The organism is Kitasatospora sp. NPDC056446 (assembly GCF_042796115.1).
In the GTDB taxonomy this organism is placed as follows: domain Bacteria; phylum Actinomycetota; class Actinomycetes; order Streptomycetales; family Streptomycetaceae; genus Kitasatospora.
Map to the genome: position 1 here is coordinate 26,191 of NZ_JBHTRF010000003.1, position 19,565 is coordinate 45,755.

Here is a 19,565-nt window from a genome sequence, read left to right on the forward strand (position 1 = left end):
ACGCAGGTGTTCGCCCGCTTCTCCGCCCGGCTGTCGCTGCGCGCCCGGCTGCTGGTCCTCGCCCTCGTGCTCGTCACCACCGGGCTCGTGGTCAGCGACGCCTTCGTGCTCGGCGCCGTCCGCGCGCAGCTGGTCGAGCAGCTCGACGAGCAGCTCCAGCGGTACGGGCTGCCGCTGTCCCGCAAGCCCCCGGCCCAGGTGGCCGCGCCGGCCCCCGGCCGCCCCGCCCTCACCGGACGGCGGGTCAGCCTGCCCAGCCAGTACCTGGTGCAGTTCCTGTCCTCGGACGGCAAGGTCCAGGCAGTGATGCGCCAGCCCGTCTCCGACAGCGACCCGGCGCCCCAGCTGGCCGGCCTGGACCCGACCCGGACCGCCGCCGACGTCCCCTTCGACCTGCCCGACCAGCGCGGCCACCACAGCTGGCGGGTCCTGGTGCTGCCGCTCCAGCAGCCCCGCGGACAGGTCGCCAACCCCAGCGCGTTCGCCTCGCCGGCGGTCACCCCGACCCACGTCATGGTGGCCGTCTCCCGCGAGGACATCGACACCACCCTCGGGCGGCTGAGCACCTCCTTCCTGGCCATCGGCGGCGCCGTCCTGGTGCTGATCGCCGCGCTCGGCTTCTTCGCGGTACGGGCCGGGCTGCGCCCGCTGCGGCGGATCGAGGAGGGCGCCGAGCGGATCGCGGCCGGTGAACTGTCCCACCGGATGCCCGAACTCTCCGGGGGCACCGAGGTCGGGCGGCTGTCCATCGCGCTGAACGGGATGCTCACCCAGATCGAGGCGGCCTTCGCGTCCCGCGCCGAGTCCGAGGCCCGGATGCGGCGCTTCGTCGCCGACGCCTCGCACGAGCTGCGCACCCCGCTCGCCGGGATCCGCGGCTTCGCCGAGCTGTACCGGATGGGCGCGCTGCCCACCGAGTCCGACGTCAAGCGCACCATGACCCGGATCGAGAGCGAGGCCGACCGGATGGGCGCGCTGGTCGAGGACCTGCTGGTGCTCGCCCGGCTCGACGAGGAGCGCCCGCTCGACCTCGCCCCGATGGACCTGCGCACCCTCGCCGCCGACGCCCTGCACGACCTCACCGCGCTCGACCCGAGCCGCCCCGTCGCGCTCACCGGGCCCGCCGGCACGGGCGCGCCCGGCGCGGCGCCCGTCATCGGCGACGAGGCACGACTGCGGCAGGTGGTCACCAACCTGGTGGGCAACGCGGTCAAGCACACCCCGGCCGGCACCCCGGTGCGGATCGGGGTCGGCGCCGGGGCCGACGGCACCTGCCTGCTGGAGGTCGCCGACACCGGGCCGGGCCTCACCGAGGAGCAGGCCCAGCGGGTCTTCGACCGGTTCTTCCGGGTCGACGCCTCCCGCAGCCGGGACAACGGCGGCGGCGCCGGACTCGGCCTCGCCATCGCCACCGCCCTCACCCGCGCGCACGGCGGGACCCTCAGCCTGGAAACCGCGCCGGGCCGGGGCGCGACATTCCGGGTCGAACTCCCCAGCAACGGCGACCGGATCTCCTGAGCGGTCCCGGAACCGTCGGGCTTTTCCCGTTCTTTTGTCGACTCGTCAATTCTCCTGGGAACCAGGCAATTCGGGGGCCGACTCATTGCCGGAATCCGGCATGGAGCGTAAAGAATGCGTGTGCCTATGATCGGCACTGCCTGGCCGTCACAACCCGTACGGACCAAGGCGTTTGCATTCTTTCCGACCCGAAAGGGGTCATCGTGAAACTCCGCCGTTCGCTGGTCTCGGCCGCCCTCGTCGCCGCCGTGGTCTCGCCCGCAGTCGTGTTCTCCGCGGCACCCGCCTTCGCGGCGCCGGTCGCGGCGACGCGGACCGGCAGCGAGAACGGCTCGATCGCCGAGCTGGAGAAGGCCGCCGCCGACGCGGACAAGGCCTACCAGGCCGCCAAGGCCCACCAGGCCGACCTCACCGCCAAGTTCAACGCCTACACGTTCCCGGCGGCGCTGCGCGCCAAGCTCGAGCAGGCCAAGGCCGAGCTGGCGAAGGCGACCGCGACCAGGCAGGCCCTGGACACGGCCGCCGGGGAGGCCTCCGCCGCGTACGGCAGAGCAAAGGAGGAGGACCGGGAGAAGGCCCTGGAGAAGATGCTGAAGGCCTTCGACGAGGCCAACACCTCGCACGTCGCCGAGGACCGGGCCAAGGCAGCCGTCGAGGCGGCCAACCGGGCCATGGACGACGACCGGATCGCCGAACTCCTCAAGGTCGTCGCCGCGCAGGACGCCACCGAGGCCGCGTCGGTGGCGAAGGCCGCCGCGGACAAGGCGCTCGCCGACGCCCGGGCGGCCGCCGAGAAGCCGGTCGAGAAGCCGGTCGAGAAGCCCGTCGAGAAGCCCGTGGAACAGCCGGTGGAGAAGCCCGCCGAGCAGCCGACCACCGTCACCCCGGCCTCGGACACCACCAAGGCCTCCTCCACCACCACCAAGGCCTCGAACAGCGCGACCACCGCGGCCACCACCGCGCAGGCGGCCACCACCGGCTCGACCACCGAACTCGCCGAGACCGGCTCCGACCCCGCCACCGGCTACCTGGCGCTGGGCTCCGGCCTCGCCCTCAGCCTGGGCGCCGCCGCCCTCTACGTCTCCCGCCGCAAGCCGGCCGGCCGCTCCGCCTCCTGACCCACCGGTTCGCGCCCACTCGGGAGGAGGCCGCGAACCCACCGCACCCCACCCGGAACCGCAGGACAGGCCCCGGCCCGTCCTGCGGTTCCGGCGTTTCCGGGCCCGAAACTCCCCGATCGGGTGAACCGCAAGCCGTTCCCCCGGTCGGCCTCCCGGCCGTGTGCGATGGTCCAGGAGCCCACTCGGCAACCGGGAGATCATCGTGAACTCTGATCAGCGGCTCTGGGAGGCCTGGAAGGCCATGACCGTCCCGAAGCACGTGCGTGCCGAGATCGATGAGGACAGCATCACCATCTCGGTCATCGGTGACGCCCGTCATGCCGCTGTGAGCAGGAGGCTCAGGAGGATGTTGAAGAACCACCTGGGCGGGACGGGGCACAAGCCGACGCAGGGCCGGCACGTCATCGCCGGTTCTAAGGCGATGATGCCCGACTTCGCGGTGGCTCCGAGTGGCACCCGGAGGATCGAACACCCGGACGGCGTGGGGTTGCTCGCCTGTGGGATCCCCCTCGTCGGCGAGATCGTGTGGCCCGACTGCTGCATCGGCCGTGAGCGCGACCTCAAGCAACGTGCCTACGCCTCTGCGGGGATTCCCGTGTACGTGATCATCGACGACTACGACCATGGTGGCACCGTGACCGTTCTGACCTGCCCGGATTCCGAGCGCGGGGCGTACGCCTCTTCGACCCGCACCCCCTACGGCAAGGAGGCGGTGATTCCCGAAGGGCCCGCGAAGGGCTTCGTGATCGGCCCGGGGATCACCGGTGAGCGCCGTGACTGAGCCGGGTGTGTCGTTCAAGCGGGACCTGTCCGAGTGGCGGATCGCGCTGGTCGCGTGGCGGCTGCTGGTGCTGCAGGCGGCCGATCCGGTGGTGGCCGCCGGGATGACGGAGCACTCGACGTACCGGGCGCACCCGTGGCGGCGGGTGGAGCACACGCTGGGCAGCGGGCGGCGGCTGTTCTACCAGGACGCGGAGGTCCTGGAGCGGGAGATCGCGCGGCTGGACCGGGCGCACAAGCGGATCCGGGGGACGGCGCCGGACGGGCGTCCGTACGACGCCCGGGACGCGGCGACCAGGGCCTGGGTGCTGCTGACGCTCTTCGAGTGCGTGGCCGCGATGCGCCGGCTGGGCGGGGACCCGTACGACGAGGGGCAGTCGGAGGAGGCGTACGGGGAGTTCCGGGAGGCGGTCGCCGCGTTCGGCCTGCCCGAGGGCGAACTGCCCGCCACGGCCAAGGACCTGCCCGGCTACTTCGCCCGGTACGCCCGGGAGCGGCTGGAGTGCACCGACGCGGTGCGGTACCTGATGGGGGATCTGCTGCGGGAGGCGCCCCGGCCGCGGCGGCTGTGGTTCCTCGGGGACGCCGGCTGGCGGGTGGTGCGGCGGGTGGTGGCCCGGGTGGTCACCGAGCTGACGGTGGCGGACCTGCCGCCGGCGGTTCGGGAGCGGTTCGGGATGGCAGTCACCTGGCGGGCCGCGCTGCTCTCCGTCGTGCTGCACCGGGGAGCCGGGGCGCTCGTCCGGTGGCTGCCGGACCGGTTGCGCTACCGGTCCCCGGACGAGGAGCGCCCGCCGCGCCGCTACCGTCCGCGCCGCGACGCCCGCGGGCCCCGGCTGGACCGGTTCTTCCGGGAGGTGCTGGACCAGACCGGCGACGGCTTCATCACCGTGCACGACCTGCGGGCGATGGCGCACAACGTGTGCTGGCAGCTGGAGTTGGACGAGGCCGCGGAGGCCCGGGTGTACGAGGCCTTCGAGGGCTGGTGGGAGCAGCTGCGCGCGGCGATGGACGCCGACGGCGACGGGCAGGTGAGCCGGGAGGAGTTCGTGGCGGCCACCGTGGCCGGCTGCGACCGGGACGGGGCGTACCTGGAGCAGGGGCTGCTGCCCGCGCTGCGGGCGGTGTTCACCGCGGCCGACACGGACGGCAGCGGGTTCCTGGAGTTCGACGAGTACCGCGCGGTGTTCGGCGGCCCGCGGGTGCATCCGGTCGAGCTGTCGCAGGGTTTCCGCCAGCTGGACACGGACGGGGACGGGCGGATCACCCGGGAGGAGTTCCTGCACGGCTTCACCGAGTTCTTCACGGCCAGGGGTGACTCGACCTCGGGCACCCAGCTCCTCGGCCGGGCCTGACCACGGCCGACCGCGCCGACCGCGCCGACTGCGTCGCCCGCGTCGCACGCCCCGAGCGCGCCCGACCGCAGGCCCGACCGCTAGCACGCCCCGCTCGCCCCCGCGAGCGGGGCGTCGGCCTGTCAAGCGCCGCTTCGGCCAAGAACGGCGCGCCGTCCGCCCGCTCGTTCGTTGCCCGGGCCCCGTCGGATCCGCAGACTGTGCCCACCGCACTCGCACCGCCGGCGTCCACTCCCGTACCGTGCCGCAAACCGTGACGCATCGCACAGGAATGTCAACCCCACCCCACCTGCAATTCCGTCGTAAGGATGGTGGATACTGACCCTTGTGAACGTGTTCACGTTCACAAGCGGACAAGCTTGCGTGGCTTGGCGGCGGTCTACGGCTATAGAAGATGTTTGTCCGGAATGCGCCCGTCGTCTCACGGGCAGGTTGGGAGAGAGGGCGACGTGGAACTGGCAATCGCTCACGAGACCATCGCGCGGTGGCAATTCGGTGTCACCACCGTCTACCACTTCCTCTTCGTTCCGCTCACGATCAGCCTGGCCGCGGTCGTGGCCGGTCTGGAGACCGCCTGGGTGCGGACGAACAAGGAGAAGTACTTCCACGCCACGAAGTTCTGGGGAAAGCTCTTCCTCATCAACATCGCGATGGGCGTGGTCACCGGGATCGTCCAGGAATTCCAGTTCGGCATGAACTGGTCCGACTACTCACGCTTCGTCGGCGACGTCTTCGGCGCCCCGCTCGCGATGGAGGCGCTGATCGCCTTCTTCTTCGAGTCCACCTTCATCGGCCTGTGGATCTTCGGCTGGGACAAGCTGCCGAAGAAGATCCACGCCGCCTGCATGTGGATGGTCGCGCTGGGCACCGTGCTCTCCGCCTACTTCATCCTGGCCGCCAACTCCTGGATGCAGCACCCGGTCGGCTACTCGATCGACCCGGTCAGCGGCAAGGCCCAGCTGACCGACATCGCCAAGGTGCTGTTCCAGAACACCACCCTGGTCGTCGTCTTCCACACCCTGACCGCCGCGTTCCTCACCGGCGCCGCCTTCATGGTCGGCATCGCCTCCTTCCACCTCTGGAAGGCCAAGCGCAAGCCTGAGACCGCGGACCCGAAGAAGACCGCCGCGATGCGCACCTCGCTGCGGCTCGGCCTGGTGCTCGCGGTGGTCTTCGGCGCCGGCACCGCGCTCAGCGGCGACTCGCTCGCCAAGGTCATGTTCGAGCAGCAGCCGATGAAGATGGCCGCCGCCGAGGCGCTGTGGGACACCCAGGCGCCCGCACCGTTCTCGATCTTCGCGGTCGGCGACGTCAGCAAGGGCCACAACTCGGTCGAGCTGGAGATCCCCGGGATACTGTCCTTCCTCGCCCACAGCGACTTCAGCTCCTCCGTCCCCGGCATCAACGACACCGCGGCCGCCGAGGCCGCCCAGCACGGCGGCGACCCCAAGGACTACATCCCGAGCATCTTCGTCACCTACTGGGGCTTCCGCCTCATGATCGGCTTCGGGATGACCTCCTTCGTGGCCGCCCTGATCGGCCTCTGGACCACCAGGAAGAAGCTCTTCCTGCGGCCGGAGTTCCGCACCGGGGAGACCGAGGTGCCCCGGCTGATGCTCACCCCCAAGCGCGAACTCGGCCCGACGCTGACCAAGTGGAGCTGGCGGATCGGCATCCTGACCATGGGCTTCCCGCTGATCGCCAACAGCTTCGGCTGGATCTTCACCGAGATGGGCCGTCAGCCCTGGGCGGTCTTCGGCCTGATGACCACGGCCAGCGCCGTTTCCCCCAACGTCGGCGTCGGCACCCAGATCGGGGCCCTGGCCACCTTCACCACGCTGTACGCGATCCTCGCGGTCGTCGAGGTCCGGCTGCTGGTCAAGTACGCCAAGGCCGGCCCGGTGGTGACCGAGCAGCCGCCCACCAAGGACCCGTCGCTGCGCGGACCCTCCTCGGACGAGGACGCCGACAAGCCGCTCGCCTTCGCGTACTGAGCCGCCAGGACCACTGGGGAACTGAGGATCTGACATGCAACTCCACGACGTCTGGTTCGTGCTGATCGCGGTCCTGTGGATCGGCTACTTCTTCCTGGAGGGCTTCGACTTCGGGATCGGCATCCTGACCAAGCCGCTGGCCCGCAACACCGCCGAGCGGCGGGTCCTGATCAACACCATCGGCCCGGTCTGGGACGGCAACGAGGTCTGGCTGCTGACCGCCGGCGGCGCCACCTTCGCCGCCTTCCCGGACTGGTACGCGACGCTCTTCAGCGGCTTCTACATCCCGCTGCTGGTGATCCTGGTCTGCCTGATCGTCCGCGGCGTGGCCTTCGAGTACCGGGCCAAGCGCGACGGCGCCCGCTGGCAGCGGAACTGGGAGGAGGCCATCTTCTGGACCTCCCTCCTGCCGGCCTTCCTCTGGGGCGTGGCCTTCGCCAACATCGTCCGCGGCGTGGACATCGACGCGCAGAAGAACTACGTCGGCACCCTCTGGGACCTGCTGAACCCGTACGCGCTGCTCGGCGGCCTGGTGACGCTCAGCCTGTTCACCTTCCACGGCGCGGTGTTCGCCGCGCTCAAGACGGTCGGCGACATCCGCGAGCGGGCCCGCCGGGCCGCCCTGCGGGCCGGGCTGGCGACCGCCGTGCTGGCGCTGGCCTTCCTGACCTGGACCCAGGCGGACAGCGGCAACGGCCGCAGCCTGGTCGCGCTGGTCGTCGCGGTCCTGGCCCTGGTCGGCGCCCTGGCCGCCAACCAGCTCGGCCGCGAGGGGTGGGCGTTCGTCCTCTCCGGGGCGACCATCGTGGCCGCCGTCGCGATGCTCTTCCTGGCGCTCTTCCCGGACGTCATGCCCTCCACCCTGAACCCGGAGTGGAGCCTGACCGTCGAGAACGCGGCCTCCTCGCCGTACACGCTGAAGCTGATGACCATCGTGGCCGCGGTGTTCACCCCGCTGGTGCTGCTCTACCAGGGCTGGACGTACTGGGTGTTCCGCAAGCGGATCGGCGTCCAGCACATCCCCGGGCACAACCCGGCCGCCCCGCTCGACCAGGCCTGACGCCGTGAAGCCCGTCGACCCCCGACTCCTCGGGTACGCCCGCACCACCCGGGTCTTCCTCGCCGGATCCGTGCTCCTCGGCGCGGTCGGCGCGGCCCTGGTGGTCGCCCAGGCGAGTCTGATCGCCGAGATCGTCGTCCGCGCCTTCCAGCGCGGGGCGACGCTCGGCGAACTGACCACGCCGCTGCTGCTGCTCGCCCTGACGGCCGTCGGGCGCGGGCTGGTCGGCTGGCTCACCGAACTCACCGCGCACCGGTCTGTCGCCCGGGTGAAGTCCACCCTGCGGCGCCGGCTGCTCGACCACGCCACCGCGCTCGGCCCGTCCTACCTGGCGGGCCGGCGCACCGGCGAACTCACCACCCTCGCCACCCGCGGCATCGACGCGCTGGACGACTACTTCGCCCGGTACCTGCCGCAGCTGGCCCTGGCCGTCGTCGTCCCGGTGATCGTGCTGCTGCGGATCGTCGGGGCCGACTTCACGTCGGCCGCGGTCATCGCCGGGACGCTGCCGCTGATCCCGCTGTTCATGGTGCTGATCGGGATGGCCACCCAGTCCCGGATGGACCGGCAGTGGGACACCCTGGCCCGGCTCTCGCACCACTTCCTCGACGTGGTCGCCGGGCTGCCCACCCTCAAGGTGTTCAACCGGGCCCGAAGCCAGGCCGCCACCATCGCCCGGATCACCGCCGACTACCGGCGCGCCACCCTGCGCACGCTGCGGATCGCCTTCGTCTCCTCCTTCACCCTGGAACTGCTCTCCACCCTCTCGGTCGCGCTGGTCGCCGTCACCGTCGGCTTCCGGCTGGTGGACGGCACCCTCGACCTGGAGACCGGACTGCTGATCCTGGTCCTCGCCCCCGAGGTCTACGTCCCGATCCGCCAGGTCGGCGCGCTCTACCACTCCAGCGTCGAGGGGCTGACCGCCGCCGACGAGCTGTTCCGGGTGCTGGAGACCCCGCTGCCCGCCGCCGGGACGGTCCCCGCGCCCGCCCTCGCCGGGGCCGTGATCGAGGCCGGGGGCCTGGTCGTCCGGCACCCCGGGCGCACCGAGCCCGCCCTGGACGGCGCCGCGCTGACCCTGCGTCCGGGCACCACCACCGCGCTGACCGGCCCGAGCGGCGCCGGCAAGTCCACCCTGCTGGCCGTCCTGCTCGGCCTCACCGCCCCCACGGCCGGCACCGTCCGGATCACCGCCGCCGACGGCCGGTCCCACGACCTGGCCGAGCTGGAGCCGGCGAGCTGGCGGCGGCAGATCGCCTGGGTGCCGCAGCACCCGCACCTGTTCGCCGGGACGGTCGCCGACAACCTGCGGCTCTACCGGCCCGAGGCCACCGACGAGCAGCTGTGGACGGCGCTGCGGGCCGCGCACGCCCTCGACTTCGTGACCGACCTGGCCGCCGGGCTCGGCGAGGACGGCGCCGGGCTCTCCGCCGGGCAGCGCCAGCGCCTCGCGCTCGCCCGGGTGCTGCTCGCCGACGACCGCCCGCTGGTCCTGCTGGACGAGCCCACCGCCCACCTGGACGGCGCCTCCGAGGCGGCCGTGGTGGACGCCGTCCGGGCCCTCACCGAGGACCCGGCCCGCACCGTGCTGGTCGTCGCGCACCGGCCGGCCCTGCTGGCCGCCGCCGACCACCGGGTCCGGCTGGCCCCGCCCCGGGCCGAAGGGCCGCAGCGGCCGGAGGCGGGCGGGCGGGTCAGCTCCGCGCGGCTCGTCCACTCCGGCCGGCCGACGCCCGCCCCCGCCGTCCCCGAGGAGCCGCGGACCGAGAGCGGCGCCACGCCCCGGCTGGCCCTGTCCGTCCTGCTCGGCGCCCTCGCCCTCGGCTGCGCGGTCGCGCTGATGGCCACCTCCGGCTACCTCATCTCCCGGGCCTCCGAGATGCCGCCGGTGCTCTACCTGATGATGGCCGTCACCTCCGTCCGGGCGTTCGGCATCGGCCGCAGCGTCTTCCGGTACGCCGAGCGGCTGGTCTCGCACGACGCGGTGCTGCGCACCCTCGGCACCCTGCGGACCGCCGTCTACCGGCGGCTGAGCGTGCTCGCCCCGGCCGGGCTGCCCGCCTTCCGGCGCGGTGACCTGCTGTCCCGCCTGGTCGCCGACGTGGACGCGGTCCAGGACCACTACCTGCGCTGGCGGCTGCCCGCCGCCATCGCGGGCGTGGTCGGGCTGGCTTCGACGGTGGCGCTGGGCGCCTTCCTGCCCGCCGCCGGGGTGGTGCTCGGCCTCGGGCTGCTGCTCGCGGGTGTGCTGGTGCCCGCGCTGGCCGCCCGCTGGTCGGCCGGCGCCGAGCGGCGGCAGGCCCCGGCGCGCGGGCGACTGGCCACCGCGGTGGTCGACGCCTTCACCGGCACCGCCGAACTCACCGTGGCCGGCGCGCTGCCCGGCCGGCTGGCCGCCGTCCGCACCGCCGACGCCGCGCTGACCCGGCTGGCCGCCCGCTCGGCGGCCACCACGGCGCTCGGCACCGGGCTGATCGCGCTGCTCACCGGGCTGACCGTGACCGCCGCGGCGGCCGTCGGCATCCAGGGGGTGCGCGGCGGGGCGCTGGCGCCGGTCTGCCTGGCCCTGGTGGTGCTGACCCCGCTGGCCGCCTTCGAGGCGGTCACCGGGATGCCGCTCGCCGTCCAGGCCCGGCAGCGCAGCCGCGCCGCCCGGGCCCGGCTGGACGAACTGCTGGACGCCCCGGCCCCGGTCGTCGAGCCCTCGGCGCCGGTGGAGCTGCCCGGGCAGCCGCTGCCGGTCGCGGTGCGCGGGCTGACCGTACGGCACCCCGGGCAGGAGGCGGACGCGCTCGCCGGGGTGGACCTCGACCTCGCGCCCGGCCGCCGGATCGCCGTGGTCGGCCCGTCCGGCTCCGGCAAGACCACCCTCGCCCAGGCGCTGCTGCGCTTCCTGGAGCCGAGCGCCGGGAGCGTCACCTTCGCCGACGGTCGTCCACAGGCTGTGGACAGCCGCGCGCTCGCGGGCGAGGACGTCCGCCGGGTGATCGGGCTCTGCGCGCAGGACGCGCACGTCTTCGACAGCTCGCTGCGGGAGAACCTGCGCCTGGCCCGGCCCGGCGCCGGGGAGGACGAGCTGCGCGCCGCCCTGGCCGCCGCCCGGCTGCTGGACTGGACGGAGGGCCTGCCGGATGGCCTGGACACCATGGTCGGCGAGCACGGCGCCCGGCTCTCCGGCGGGCAGCGCCAGCGCCTCGCGCTCGCCCGGGCGCTGCTCGCGGACTTCCCCGTCCTGGTCCTGGACGAGCCCGCCGAGCACCTCGACCTGCCCACCGCCGACGCCCTCACCGCCGACCTGCTGGCCGCCACCGAGGGCCGTGCCACCGTGCTGATCACCCACCGGCTGGCCGGGCTGGACGACACCACGGTGGACGAGGTGCTGGTGCTGGACGGCGGCCGGGTGGCCGAGCGGGGCCGCTGGTCGCGGCTGGTGGCCGACCCGGACGGGCGGCTGCACGCGATGCTGCGGGTGGAGCGGGAGGCGGACGGGCTGCTGGAGCCGGTGGGCGCGGCGGGGTAGCGGGGCTGCCGTCCGGCGTTCCCCGTCGCGTCATGCTTTGTCTGAAAAGCGTACAAACTAGGCTTTCGTCATGGACCCCACGCCGGACCCCACGCCGGACCTCCCCGAGGCCGCCCCCGAGCCGACCCCCCACCGGGTGCCCGAGATCGCCTCGCTCGGCCTGGACACCCTGGTCACCGAGGTCGCCGAACGCCTCCAGTCGGCCGCCGCCGTCACCGACCGGATGCAGCGGCTGCTGGAAGCGGTGGTCTCCATCGGCGCCGGCCTGGACCTGCACGCCACCCTGCACCGGATCGCCACCGGCGCCGCCGAACTGGTCGACGCCCGGTACGCGGCGCTCGGCGTGATCGCCCCCGGCGGCAGCGGCCTGGCCGACTTCATCCACGTCGGCGTGGACGACGGCACCGCCGCCGAGATCGGCGAGCTCCCCGCCGGCCGCGGCATCCTCGGCGCGCTCATCGACCGCCCCGAACCGCTGCGGCTGACCGACCTCGGCGCCGACCCGCGCTCCTCCGGCTTCCCGCCGCACCACCCGCAGATGAGGACCTTCCTGGGCGTGCCGATCCGGGTCCGCGAGGCGGTGTTCGGCAACCTCTACCTCACCGAGAAGAAGGGCGGCGGGGCCTTCACCCCCGAGGACGAGCAGGTGGTCCACGCCCTCGCCGCGGCCGCCGGCGTGGCCATCGAGAACTCCCGGCTGTACGAGGAGGGCCGCCGCCGCGAGCGCTGGATCGCCGGCGCCGCCGCCGTCACCACCGCGCTGCTCTCCGGCGAGCACGCCGAGACGGCGCTGACCGTCGCGGCCGAACAGGTGCGGGAGCTGGCGGGCGCCGCCCTCGGCATGATCCTGCTGCCCACCGGGCCGGTGGACGGAAGCGGAAGCGGGGGCTGGGGCGGGGGCGGGGGCAGGGGCGAGGGCGAGGGTGACGGGCAGATGCGGGTCGCCCACGCCTCCGGCGAGGTGGCCGAGTTCGTCCGCGGCGAGCTGCTGCCCAAGGAGAGCTTCGCGGCCCGGCTGCTCGCGGGGGAGAGCGTCTACCTGGACGACATGTCCAGCGACCCGACCGTGGTGATGCGCCTCGCCCGCCGCTTCGGCCCGTCCATGGCCGTGCCGATGGTCGCCGCCGGGCGGGTGCTCGGCGGGCTCTGCGTCTGGCGCCCCTGCGGCGCGCTGCCGTTCACCGACAGCGAGAAGCAGCTCGCCGAGACCTTCGCCTCCCAGGCCGCGCTCGCCCTGCGGCTCGCCGAGGGCCAGCGCGACCAGCAGCGCCTGGCCGTCTTCCAGGACCGCGACCGGATCGCCCGCGACCTGCACGACCTGGTGATCCAGCGGCTGTTCGCCACCGGGATGATGCTGGAGAGCGCGGCCCGGCGGGCCGTCGTCCCCGAGGTGCGGACCGGCATCGGCAAGGCGGTGGACGAGCTGGACGCCACCATCCAGGAGGTCCGCACCACCATCTACGCCCTCCAGCACGACAACCACGGCGACGCGCCGGACACCCTGCGCACCCGGGTGCTGCGGGAGGCCAGCCAGGCCGCGGCGGCGCTCGGCTTCAAGCCCTCGGTGAGCTTCGTCGGGCCGGTGGAGAGCCTGGTCGGCGACAAGACCGGCCGTCAACTCCTGGCCGCGTTGAGGGAGATGCTCTCCAACACGGCCCGGCACGCCCGGGCCTCCCGGGTCGGCGTGGAGATCGACGCCACCGTCCACCTGGGCGACGACGGACGACCGGTCGGCGGCGACCCGGACTCGCTGGACCGGACCGGGCGGCCCGGCGTGCTGCTCACCGTGACCGACGACGGCGTGGGCATCCCCAAGGGCGGCCGGCGCAGCGGGCTGCTCAACCTCACCCGGCGCGCCGAGGCGCTCGGCGGCGACGCCTGGCACGAGAGGGGCCCGTACCGCAAGGGCGCCATGGTGCGCTGGACGGCCCGGCTCTGAACGGACCGCGAGGCCCCCGGCCTGGACGAGTGAAAGTTAAACGAGAGAGAACTTCCCGACCAACAGCGCAAGTTGTGAACGTTCTGGGCTTTCGGGGGCTCTGTGTGCACACATAGCTTTGCTCCGCTCGGAGGGGAAACCGGAGGGTAACCGGACGGAGGGGGCAGTGGACGCTTCCGGCCGCGGTCACACCGCAGCAGGGGCAAGTCGAGGGGGGTTCCGCACCGAACGGGCCGCGGACGGACGGTACCGCTGGCAGCTCAAGGCGCCCAACGGCCGGGTCGTCGCCATCACACCGGCCGCGTTCGAGACGGCCGGCGAGGCCGAGCGGGGCTTCGACGGCCTGCGCATCGGAGCGGCCGAACTGACCGCAAGGATCACCCATGTCCGGGACGGCATCGGCTGGGTCTGGGTGATCCCCGGGTCGCGCAACCTCCCGGAGGTGCGCTCCAGTCGCGCGTACGAACGCTACGCGACCTGTCAGAACGCCTTCCGGCGGTTCGTGGTGCTGCTCGCCAAGCAGCCGCCGCGCGAACTGCCCGAGCGCGTCGTGCCATTGAGACGCGGCGATGGCCGCTGAACCGCGCGGCCCCCGGCTGCTGATCGTGCCGGCGGCCGACCGCTGCCTCGGCTGGGCGCTGCGCGCCGCCAACGGGAGACCGCTCGGCGTCGGCGTACGGACCTATCGAACCGAGGAGGAACTGGCCGAAGCCGTGAGGGAACTGCTGATCGAGCGCGCCGCACTGAGGTGTTCGGTCGGCCAGTCCGAGGGGCGCCAATGGGTCTGGGCCGCCCACCTGCCGGTGCGCAGCACCCGGCCGGGGGCGGCCTCCGCCGTTCCGGTCGCCCGCAGCGCGCGCGGCTACCTGCGGCGCGACCAGTGCCAGGCGGGGATCGACGGGTTCCTGGCCGGACTGCAGCGGGTGGGGCAGGAGTTGCGCCGCTCCGGCCGGGACGGCCGCTGGCCGCTGTAGTCCGGCCGGGATCTTGGAGGAACCCGGAGAAGTGCGAAGGAGTGCGACGGAGGGCGGTCCGCCGAACGGCGGGCCGCCCTCCGGTCTGTCCGGACCCGGTGGTTCCACGGGGCCCTCGGACTGTGCAGTTCCGGTGAAGCGCAGGTTTCCGGCAACACCCCGAGCAGCCTCCTGGAGAAGAACGTCCGCGCTGCTCAGAGGCCCTGTCGCCACCCTGTCGCGTCCACGCTGACCAGTGCCTAAACCTCGTCGAACCGATGAGTCGACATTACCCGGCCGACCATGACCTCCCTTCCGGCGGAACCGGCCCGCCGGACAGGATCTGCACTGCCGGAAGGGCCGCAGCGGACGCGGTCACCGGCCCCCGGACTCCCGACCGGAGTACGGGTTCACGCGATGGACGTCTCTCCCCCGGAGGAAGAGAAACATGCGTAAGACCGCTGCCAAGCTGCTCACCGTCGCCGCGCTGGCGACCTCCGTCGCCACCGTCTTCGCCGGCACCGCCGTCGCCGACCCGGCGAGCCTGCCGAACTCCCAGGACATCGTGGGCGTCGGCTCGGACACCACCCAGGCCGTGCTGAACCAGCTCGCCGCCGACTACAACGCGAGCCTGACCAACCCGAGCGCCCCGCGCCTCTACAGCTGGGACGCGATCCCCTCCGGCACCATCACCACCAAGTCGGGTGCCACCCCGATCAACCGCCCGAACGGCTCCGGCGCCGGCATCACCGCGCTGAACGCCAACACCAGCGCCACGGTGGACTTCGCCCGCTCCTCGCGCTCCCCGCAGGCGTCCGACCCGACCACCGACGACTTCGTCGCGCTGGCCAAGGACGCTGTCGCCTGGGCCGCCCCGGCCGGCGGCAACGCCCCGGCGAACCTCACCACGCAGAACCTGAAGGACATCTACACCTGCGCGGTCAGCACCTGGGACCAGATCGACCCGTCGCTGCCGAACGCCACCATCAAGCCGTTCCTGCCGCAGACCAGCTCCGGCACCCGGTCGTTCTTCCTGACCACGATCGGCAGCGGCGTCGCGGTCACCCCCGGTGCCTGCGTCACCAGCGGCACCCAGGAGAACCAGGGCAGCGACACCGCCCTGAGCGACGTCAACGCGCTGGTCCCCTACTCCGTCGCCCACTACGTCGGCCAGGTCTACTTCGGCCAGGGCACCGGCGCCGACGTCCAGGGCCCGCTGACCATCCGTTCCGTCAACTCGGTCGCCCCGGTCGACACCGTGAACAAGACCATCGCCCCCGCCTTCGCGACCACCGCCTACTCCCGCGTGGTCTACAACGTCTTCCGTGACGCCGAGTGGACCGCGACCGACGCCCACGGCACCACCCTGCGCGCCATCTTCGGCAAGGGTGGCTGGATCTGCACCAACGGTGCCGCCGACCTGAAGAGCTTCGGCTTCCTGCCGCTGTCCTCCTTCGCCTGCGGCAGCGTCACCCACTCCTGATCGACCCCGCACCACACCGGCGGCCGCGGGGCCTCGCCCCGCGGCCGCCGGGCCACCTCGGGCCCCACGGCCCGAGCGGCGTCGGCGGCGATTCTCCCGGGCGCCGTCAGCCTCGGCAGCCGACTCGCTCCGGGCATGTGCGTCAACCGGACGGCGAGGCCGAACCAGGGCTCCGGATCCGGAACTCGGCGACCCGGACGTGCTGATCCCCCTCCGACGGGCTGCTTCGTCGGCCAGGTGTACCAGGGGGCTCCAGCAGCCACTCCTGAGCTTCCTCTCCCCGTACTACCAGTCACCACCTCTCCCTCTCCCAAGGAGTTCAGCATGTCCCGCATCAGTGCCCGCCTGGCCTCGACCGGTGCCGCCGTCGTCCTCGCCGTGACCGCCGCGGGCGGTGCGGCCGTCGCCGACGCCCCGGCCGCCACGCCGGCCGCCGGCCAGGCCGTGATCACCACCGACGTCAACTTCCTGACGAACGCCGCGCTCAACGGCATCGTGATCATCCCGCTGCAGCCCGCGAGCCCGGCGTACGACCAGGCCACGGGGCTCACCCTGAACCTCCCGGTGAGCGGTGGCGCGGCGAACATCCCGGCCTTCTACGGCGATGTGCAGTTCGGTGGCGGCCTGCTCTTCCTGAACCTCACCACCGGCAAGAGCGTGACCTTCAAGCAGTTCGACTTCTCGGTGACCAACGGCTACTTCACCGCCGTGCCGAACGGCTCGACCACCCCGGTCCCGCTGCTGGACCCGGCCGGCGACAACGTGATCAGCCGCTCCGGCCTCACCCAGAACCTGACCTCCTCCAGCTTCCAGGTGGACGCGGCGGGCGCGCAGTACCTGGACACCAAGCTCGGCACCGGCTACTTCACCGCCGGCCAGCAGATCGGCAAGCTCGCGCTGTCCTACACCCCGGCGCACTGACCCGGGCAGTAGTGCTTGACCGCAGGTCGGCGGGCCCGCGCCTCGGCGCGGGCCCTTCGCTTGCGGAGTTCCCAACTCCGGTACGGAGTCGCCGCGTTGTGGTCTCGTACATCTGGCCGACCGGATCCCGCCATGTCCGGCTGGCCGAATAGTACGCACGGAATCGTCCGTCCCCAGCGCGATCGACCCCCTCGCGCCGCCTCCCCCGGCGGCCCGCATCTCCCGGAGGCCACGCCATGAGAAACCGCGTACCCGACCCGAGAGGCCGAGGGCGGTGGCGCCGTCGACTACCGGCCCTGGTGCTCGCCAAGGCCGTAGTGGCGGCGCTCGCTGTCATTCCGATCGGGTTGGGCGCGGCGCCGGCGGCGCACGCCGACTCGGCCGTCACCGTGCCCGGCCCGAAGGTCTGGATTCCGGCCACCAAGAAGTACGGCGCTCCCGGCAGTGTGACCGTCTCCCAGACGACCAACCTGACCAACCAGGTCCTCCAGGTCTCCTGGCGCGGTTTCACCCCGACCGTCGAGATCGGCACCAAGGCCCCGGTCCCGGTGCCGCAGAAGGAATCGAACGTCATCCTCTACGCGGTGCGGATCTACCAGTGCCGCGGCACCAACCCGGTAGTGACGGACTGTTACGGCAGCACGCTGTACGGCGGCGACCCGTCGAAGGGCTTCGAGCAGCCGCCCCGTCCGATCCGGTTGGAGACGCCGGAGTGGCCCACCAACCAGGTGCTCGCCGCGACCGGTCCGGACGGCTCGGGAACCGCCGCGATCGAGGTGTGGAGCTCCAAGGAGAGCGCCACGCTCGGCTGTGACGCGACCCACCCCTGCTCCCTGGTGGTCGAGCCGAACTACGGCGGTGACCCGCTGGACCTCTTCCAGGTCCACGACGGCGGCGCCGACTGCGAGTTCCACGACCTGGACGACGACCCGGACGGCTACACCGCCGCCGACGGCATCATGAAGCCGGGTTTCCAGAACTGGAAGACGGGCAACCGGACCAGCGAGCAGTGCGCCTGGCAGCACAAGACCGTGGTGCCGCTGTCCTTCGCCCCCGCGTCGGACTCCTGCGCCGCGAGCGCCCAGGCCTTCGGCGCCGCCGGGCTGGAGATGGCCAACCGGGCCATGCAGCAGTGGCGTTCCGGTCTGTGCCTGGGCGACTCGCCGATGACTGTGGGCTACGTCCCGGCCGGCGGGGAGCCGCAGGCCCGAGCGGCGTTCCTGGGCGGCAGCAGCAGCACGGAGGTCGCGCTGACGGCACGGCCGGACCGGTCACCACCGCCGCGCCCGTACGTCTACGCCCCGCTCGCCACGACCGGGATCTCGGTCACGTACCTGATCGACGACCAGAGCACCGGCCGTCAGATCCGCGACATGAAGCTGAATGCCCGACTGCTGGCCAAACTGCTGACCCAGTCCTACGCCTCACCCGGCTCGCCCATCCCCTCGGTGGCGGGCAACCCGGTCTGCCTCTTCACCGACCCCGAGTTCAAGCAACTGAACCCGGAGACGGCGGCCAACGGGATCCACTGGCCCACGAGCTGCGGTGGCGTCCTGACGGTGTACCCCGGCGTTCCCGGTGGCACCACCGACTTCACCTACCTGCTGACCTCGTGGGTGGCCGCCGATCCGGACGCGGCCCGCTTCCTCGACGGTGAGCCGGACCCGTGGGGCATGCGGGTCGACAGCTTCTACCTGAAGCCGAAGTTCGCCGGCTACCCGGCGGAGGCCTTCCAGGTCCAGGACTTCACCGGCCCCGACAAGGGCAGCCCGGGTGTGGATTTCCACCACTGGAAGCAGTACGAGTGGAACCCCTCCCTCGACGGCCTCTCCCGGGTGCTCCGCAACATGATGCAGCTGCAGCCCAACTGCCAGCAGCCGAACGCGGACGCCAACGGCGTCCACGCGGCCTGCCCCGCGCAGCTCCCCGGCCAACGCCTGATGCTCGCCATCATGGACACCGCCCAGGCCAAGGCGTTCTCGCTGCCCGAGGCCGCGCTGCTCAACCCGGCCGGCTCCTACGTGTCGCCCTCCACGGCCGGCTTCCAGGCCGCCGTGGCCGACATGCCGACCGACGCCGCCACCGGCGTCCAGCAGCTGCCGTACGGCACGCCCGACACCGCGTTCTCGCGTGACCAGCGGGCGTACCCGCTGACCGCCGTGCAGTACGCGATGGTGCCGACCGGCGGGCTGTCCGCCGCGAAGGCCGCCTCCATCTCGCAGTTCCTCAAGACCGTCACCACCGACGGCCAGACCTACGGCCTGGCACCCGGGCAGCTCACCCAGGGCTACCTGGCCCTGACCGCCGCCCAGCGGCAGCAGGCCCAGGACGCCGTGCAGCACGTCGCCGCCCAGGACAACAAGCTGCCCGGCAACCAGACCGCGCCGCCGGCCGGCGGTACCGACGGCGGTACCGACGGGGGCACCCCCGCGGGCGGCACGGACAACGGCGGCTCCGGCGGCACGACCGGCGGGACCAGCCCGGTGAGCGACTCCGGCACCGGTGGCACCGGCGGCACCGGCACGAGCGGCGGCTCCGGCAGCACCGGCTCCGGGCTCTCCGACGGCCTGTCCGGCACCGGCTCCACCGGGACGGGTGCGGCCGGCGGCGCCGCGGCGCCCGGCACCCCGGCCGCGGCCGGCGCCAAGCCCGGCACGACCGCGAGCCCCACCGGCGCCGCGCTCGCCGCGGCCCCGGTCGGCACCCCGGTGCCCGACCGGTCCGGCACCGCCCGGCTGCTGCTGCCGATCGCGCTGATCGCCGGCCTGGTGCTGCTGGTCGGCGGACCGGCCGCGCTGTTCCTCGGCGGCACCCCGGCCGGCGCCAAGGTGCTGTCGCAAGCCCGCACCCAGTGGTCGCGGCTGCGCCGCAAGTAGGGATCCGTGCTCGGCGGGGCCGCCGTTTCCGGCCCCGCCGAGCGC

Annotated in this window: 13 protein-coding genes; all 13 read left to right on the forward strand. The window is 73.0% G+C overall.

The genetic code is table 11. From position 1 onward, the window contains the following. Positions 1-6: 6 nt before the first annotated feature. The 13 genes from ACFQ6N_RS02805 (at position 7) to ACFQ6N_RS02865 (ending at position 19,520) form a co-directional block, all read left to right on the forward strand. Positions 7-1,518: a sensor histidine kinase gene (locus ACFQ6N_RS02805; protein ID WP_380646411.1), complete on the forward strand. Its 1,512-nt coding sequence runs from the start codon at positions 7-9 to the stop codon at positions 1,516-1,518. Positions 1,519-1,721: 203 nt separating this feature from the next. After that, positions 1,722-2,636 carry an LAETG motif-containing sortase-dependent surface protein gene (locus tag ACFQ6N_RS02810; protein ID WP_380646413.1) on the forward strand — a complete coding sequence of 305 codons (915 nt, stop codon included), beginning with the start codon at positions 1,722-1,724 and terminating at the stop codon, positions 2,634-2,636. Positions 2,637-2,841: 205 nt separating this feature from the next. Beyond that, complete coding sequence (locus ACFQ6N_RS02815; protein WP_380646414.1) at positions 2,842-3,420, forward strand: Uma2 family endonuclease; 579 nt, start codon at positions 2,842-2,844, stop codon at positions 3,418-3,420. Then, positions 3,404-4,774, forward strand: a complete 1,371-nt coding sequence (locus ACFQ6N_RS02820; protein WP_380646415.1) for an oxygenase MpaB family protein — start codon at positions 3,404-3,406, stop codon at positions 4,772-4,774. Before ACFQ6N_RS02815 ends, ACFQ6N_RS02820 begins: the two co-directional genes overlap by 17 nt. Before the next feature lie 449 nt (positions 4,775-5,223). Further along, the gene (locus ACFQ6N_RS02825; protein WP_380646416.1) at positions 5,224-6,768 is read left to right on the forward strand and encodes a cytochrome ubiquinol oxidase subunit I; all 1,545 of its coding nucleotides are present in this window, start codon (positions 5,224-5,226) and stop codon (positions 6,766-6,768) included. A gap of 34 nt (positions 6,769-6,802) precedes the next feature. After that, positions 6,803-7,828, forward strand: a complete 1,026-nt coding sequence (cydB, locus tag ACFQ6N_RS02830) for a cytochrome d ubiquinol oxidase subunit II (protein WP_380646418.1) — start codon at positions 6,803-6,805, stop codon at positions 7,826-7,828. Between the two features lie 4 nt (positions 7,829-7,832). Beyond that, positions 7,833-11,348 carry a thiol reductant ABC exporter subunit CydD gene (gene cydD, locus ACFQ6N_RS02835; protein ID WP_380646419.1) on the forward strand — a complete coding sequence of 1,172 codons (3,516 nt, stop codon included), beginning with the start codon at positions 7,833-7,835 and terminating at the stop codon, positions 11,346-11,348. A gap of 70 nt (positions 11,349-11,418) precedes the next feature. Further along, positions 11,419-13,287, forward strand: coding sequence for a GAF domain-containing protein (locus ACFQ6N_RS02840; RefSeq protein ID WP_380646420.1), 1,869 nt, complete (start codon positions 11,419-11,421; stop codon positions 13,285-13,287). Between the two features lie 166 nt (positions 13,288-13,453). Next, positions 13,454-13,867: a hypothetical protein gene (locus ACFQ6N_RS02845; RefSeq protein WP_380646422.1), complete on the forward strand. Its 414-nt coding sequence runs from the start codon at positions 13,454-13,456 to the stop codon at positions 13,865-13,867. Continuing rightward, entirely contained in the window at positions 13,857-14,261 is a 405-nt protein-coding gene (locus tag ACFQ6N_RS02850; protein ID WP_380646423.1) for a hypothetical protein, read from the forward strand. Before ACFQ6N_RS02845 ends, ACFQ6N_RS02850 begins: the two co-directional genes overlap by 11 nt. Positions 14,262-14,688: 427 nt before the next feature. Then, positions 14,689-15,723, forward strand: a complete 1,035-nt coding sequence (locus ACFQ6N_RS02855) for a PstS family phosphate ABC transporter substrate-binding protein (RefSeq protein ID WP_380646424.1) — start codon at positions 14,689-14,691, stop codon at positions 15,721-15,723. A 324-nt stretch (positions 15,724-16,047) separates the two neighbouring features. After that, positions 16,048-16,644: a hypothetical protein gene (locus ACFQ6N_RS02860; protein ID WP_380646425.1), complete on the forward strand. Its 597-nt coding sequence runs from the start codon at positions 16,048-16,050 to the stop codon at positions 16,642-16,644. 236 nt (positions 16,645-16,880) lie between these two features. Further along, on the forward strand, positions 16,881-19,520 hold the full coding sequence (locus ACFQ6N_RS02865) for a hypothetical protein (protein WP_380646427.1): 2,640 nt from the start codon (positions 16,881-16,883) through the stop codon (positions 19,518-19,520). Positions 19,521-19,565 lie beyond the last annotated feature (45 nt).

What these genes read in the sequence shown, in the direction of transcription:
- cydB (WP_380646418.1), top strand. Translation starts at nt 6,803, where the DNA reads ATGCAACTCCACGACGTCTGGTTCGTGCTGATCGCGGTCCTGTGGATC.
- ACFQ6N_RS02840 (WP_380646420.1), top strand. Translation starts at nt 11,419, where the DNA reads ATGGACCCCACGCCGGACCCCACGCCGGACCTCCCCGAGGCCGCCCCC.
- ACFQ6N_RS02850 (WP_380646423.1), top strand. Translation starts at nt 13,857, where the DNA reads ATGGCCGCTGAACCGCGCGGCCCCCGGCTGCTGATCGTGCCGGCGGCC.
- ACFQ6N_RS02855 (WP_380646424.1), top strand. Translation starts at nt 14,689, where the DNA reads ATGCGTAAGACCGCTGCCAAGCTGCTCACCGTCGCCGCGCTGGCGACC.
- ACFQ6N_RS02860 (WP_380646425.1), top strand. Translation starts at nt 16,048, where the DNA reads ATGTCCCGCATCAGTGCCCGCCTGGCCTCGACCGGTGCCGCCGTCGTC.
- ACFQ6N_RS02865 (WP_380646427.1), top strand. Translation starts at nt 16,881, where the DNA reads ATGAGAAACCGCGTACCCGACCCGAGAGGCCGAGGGCGGTGGCGCCGT.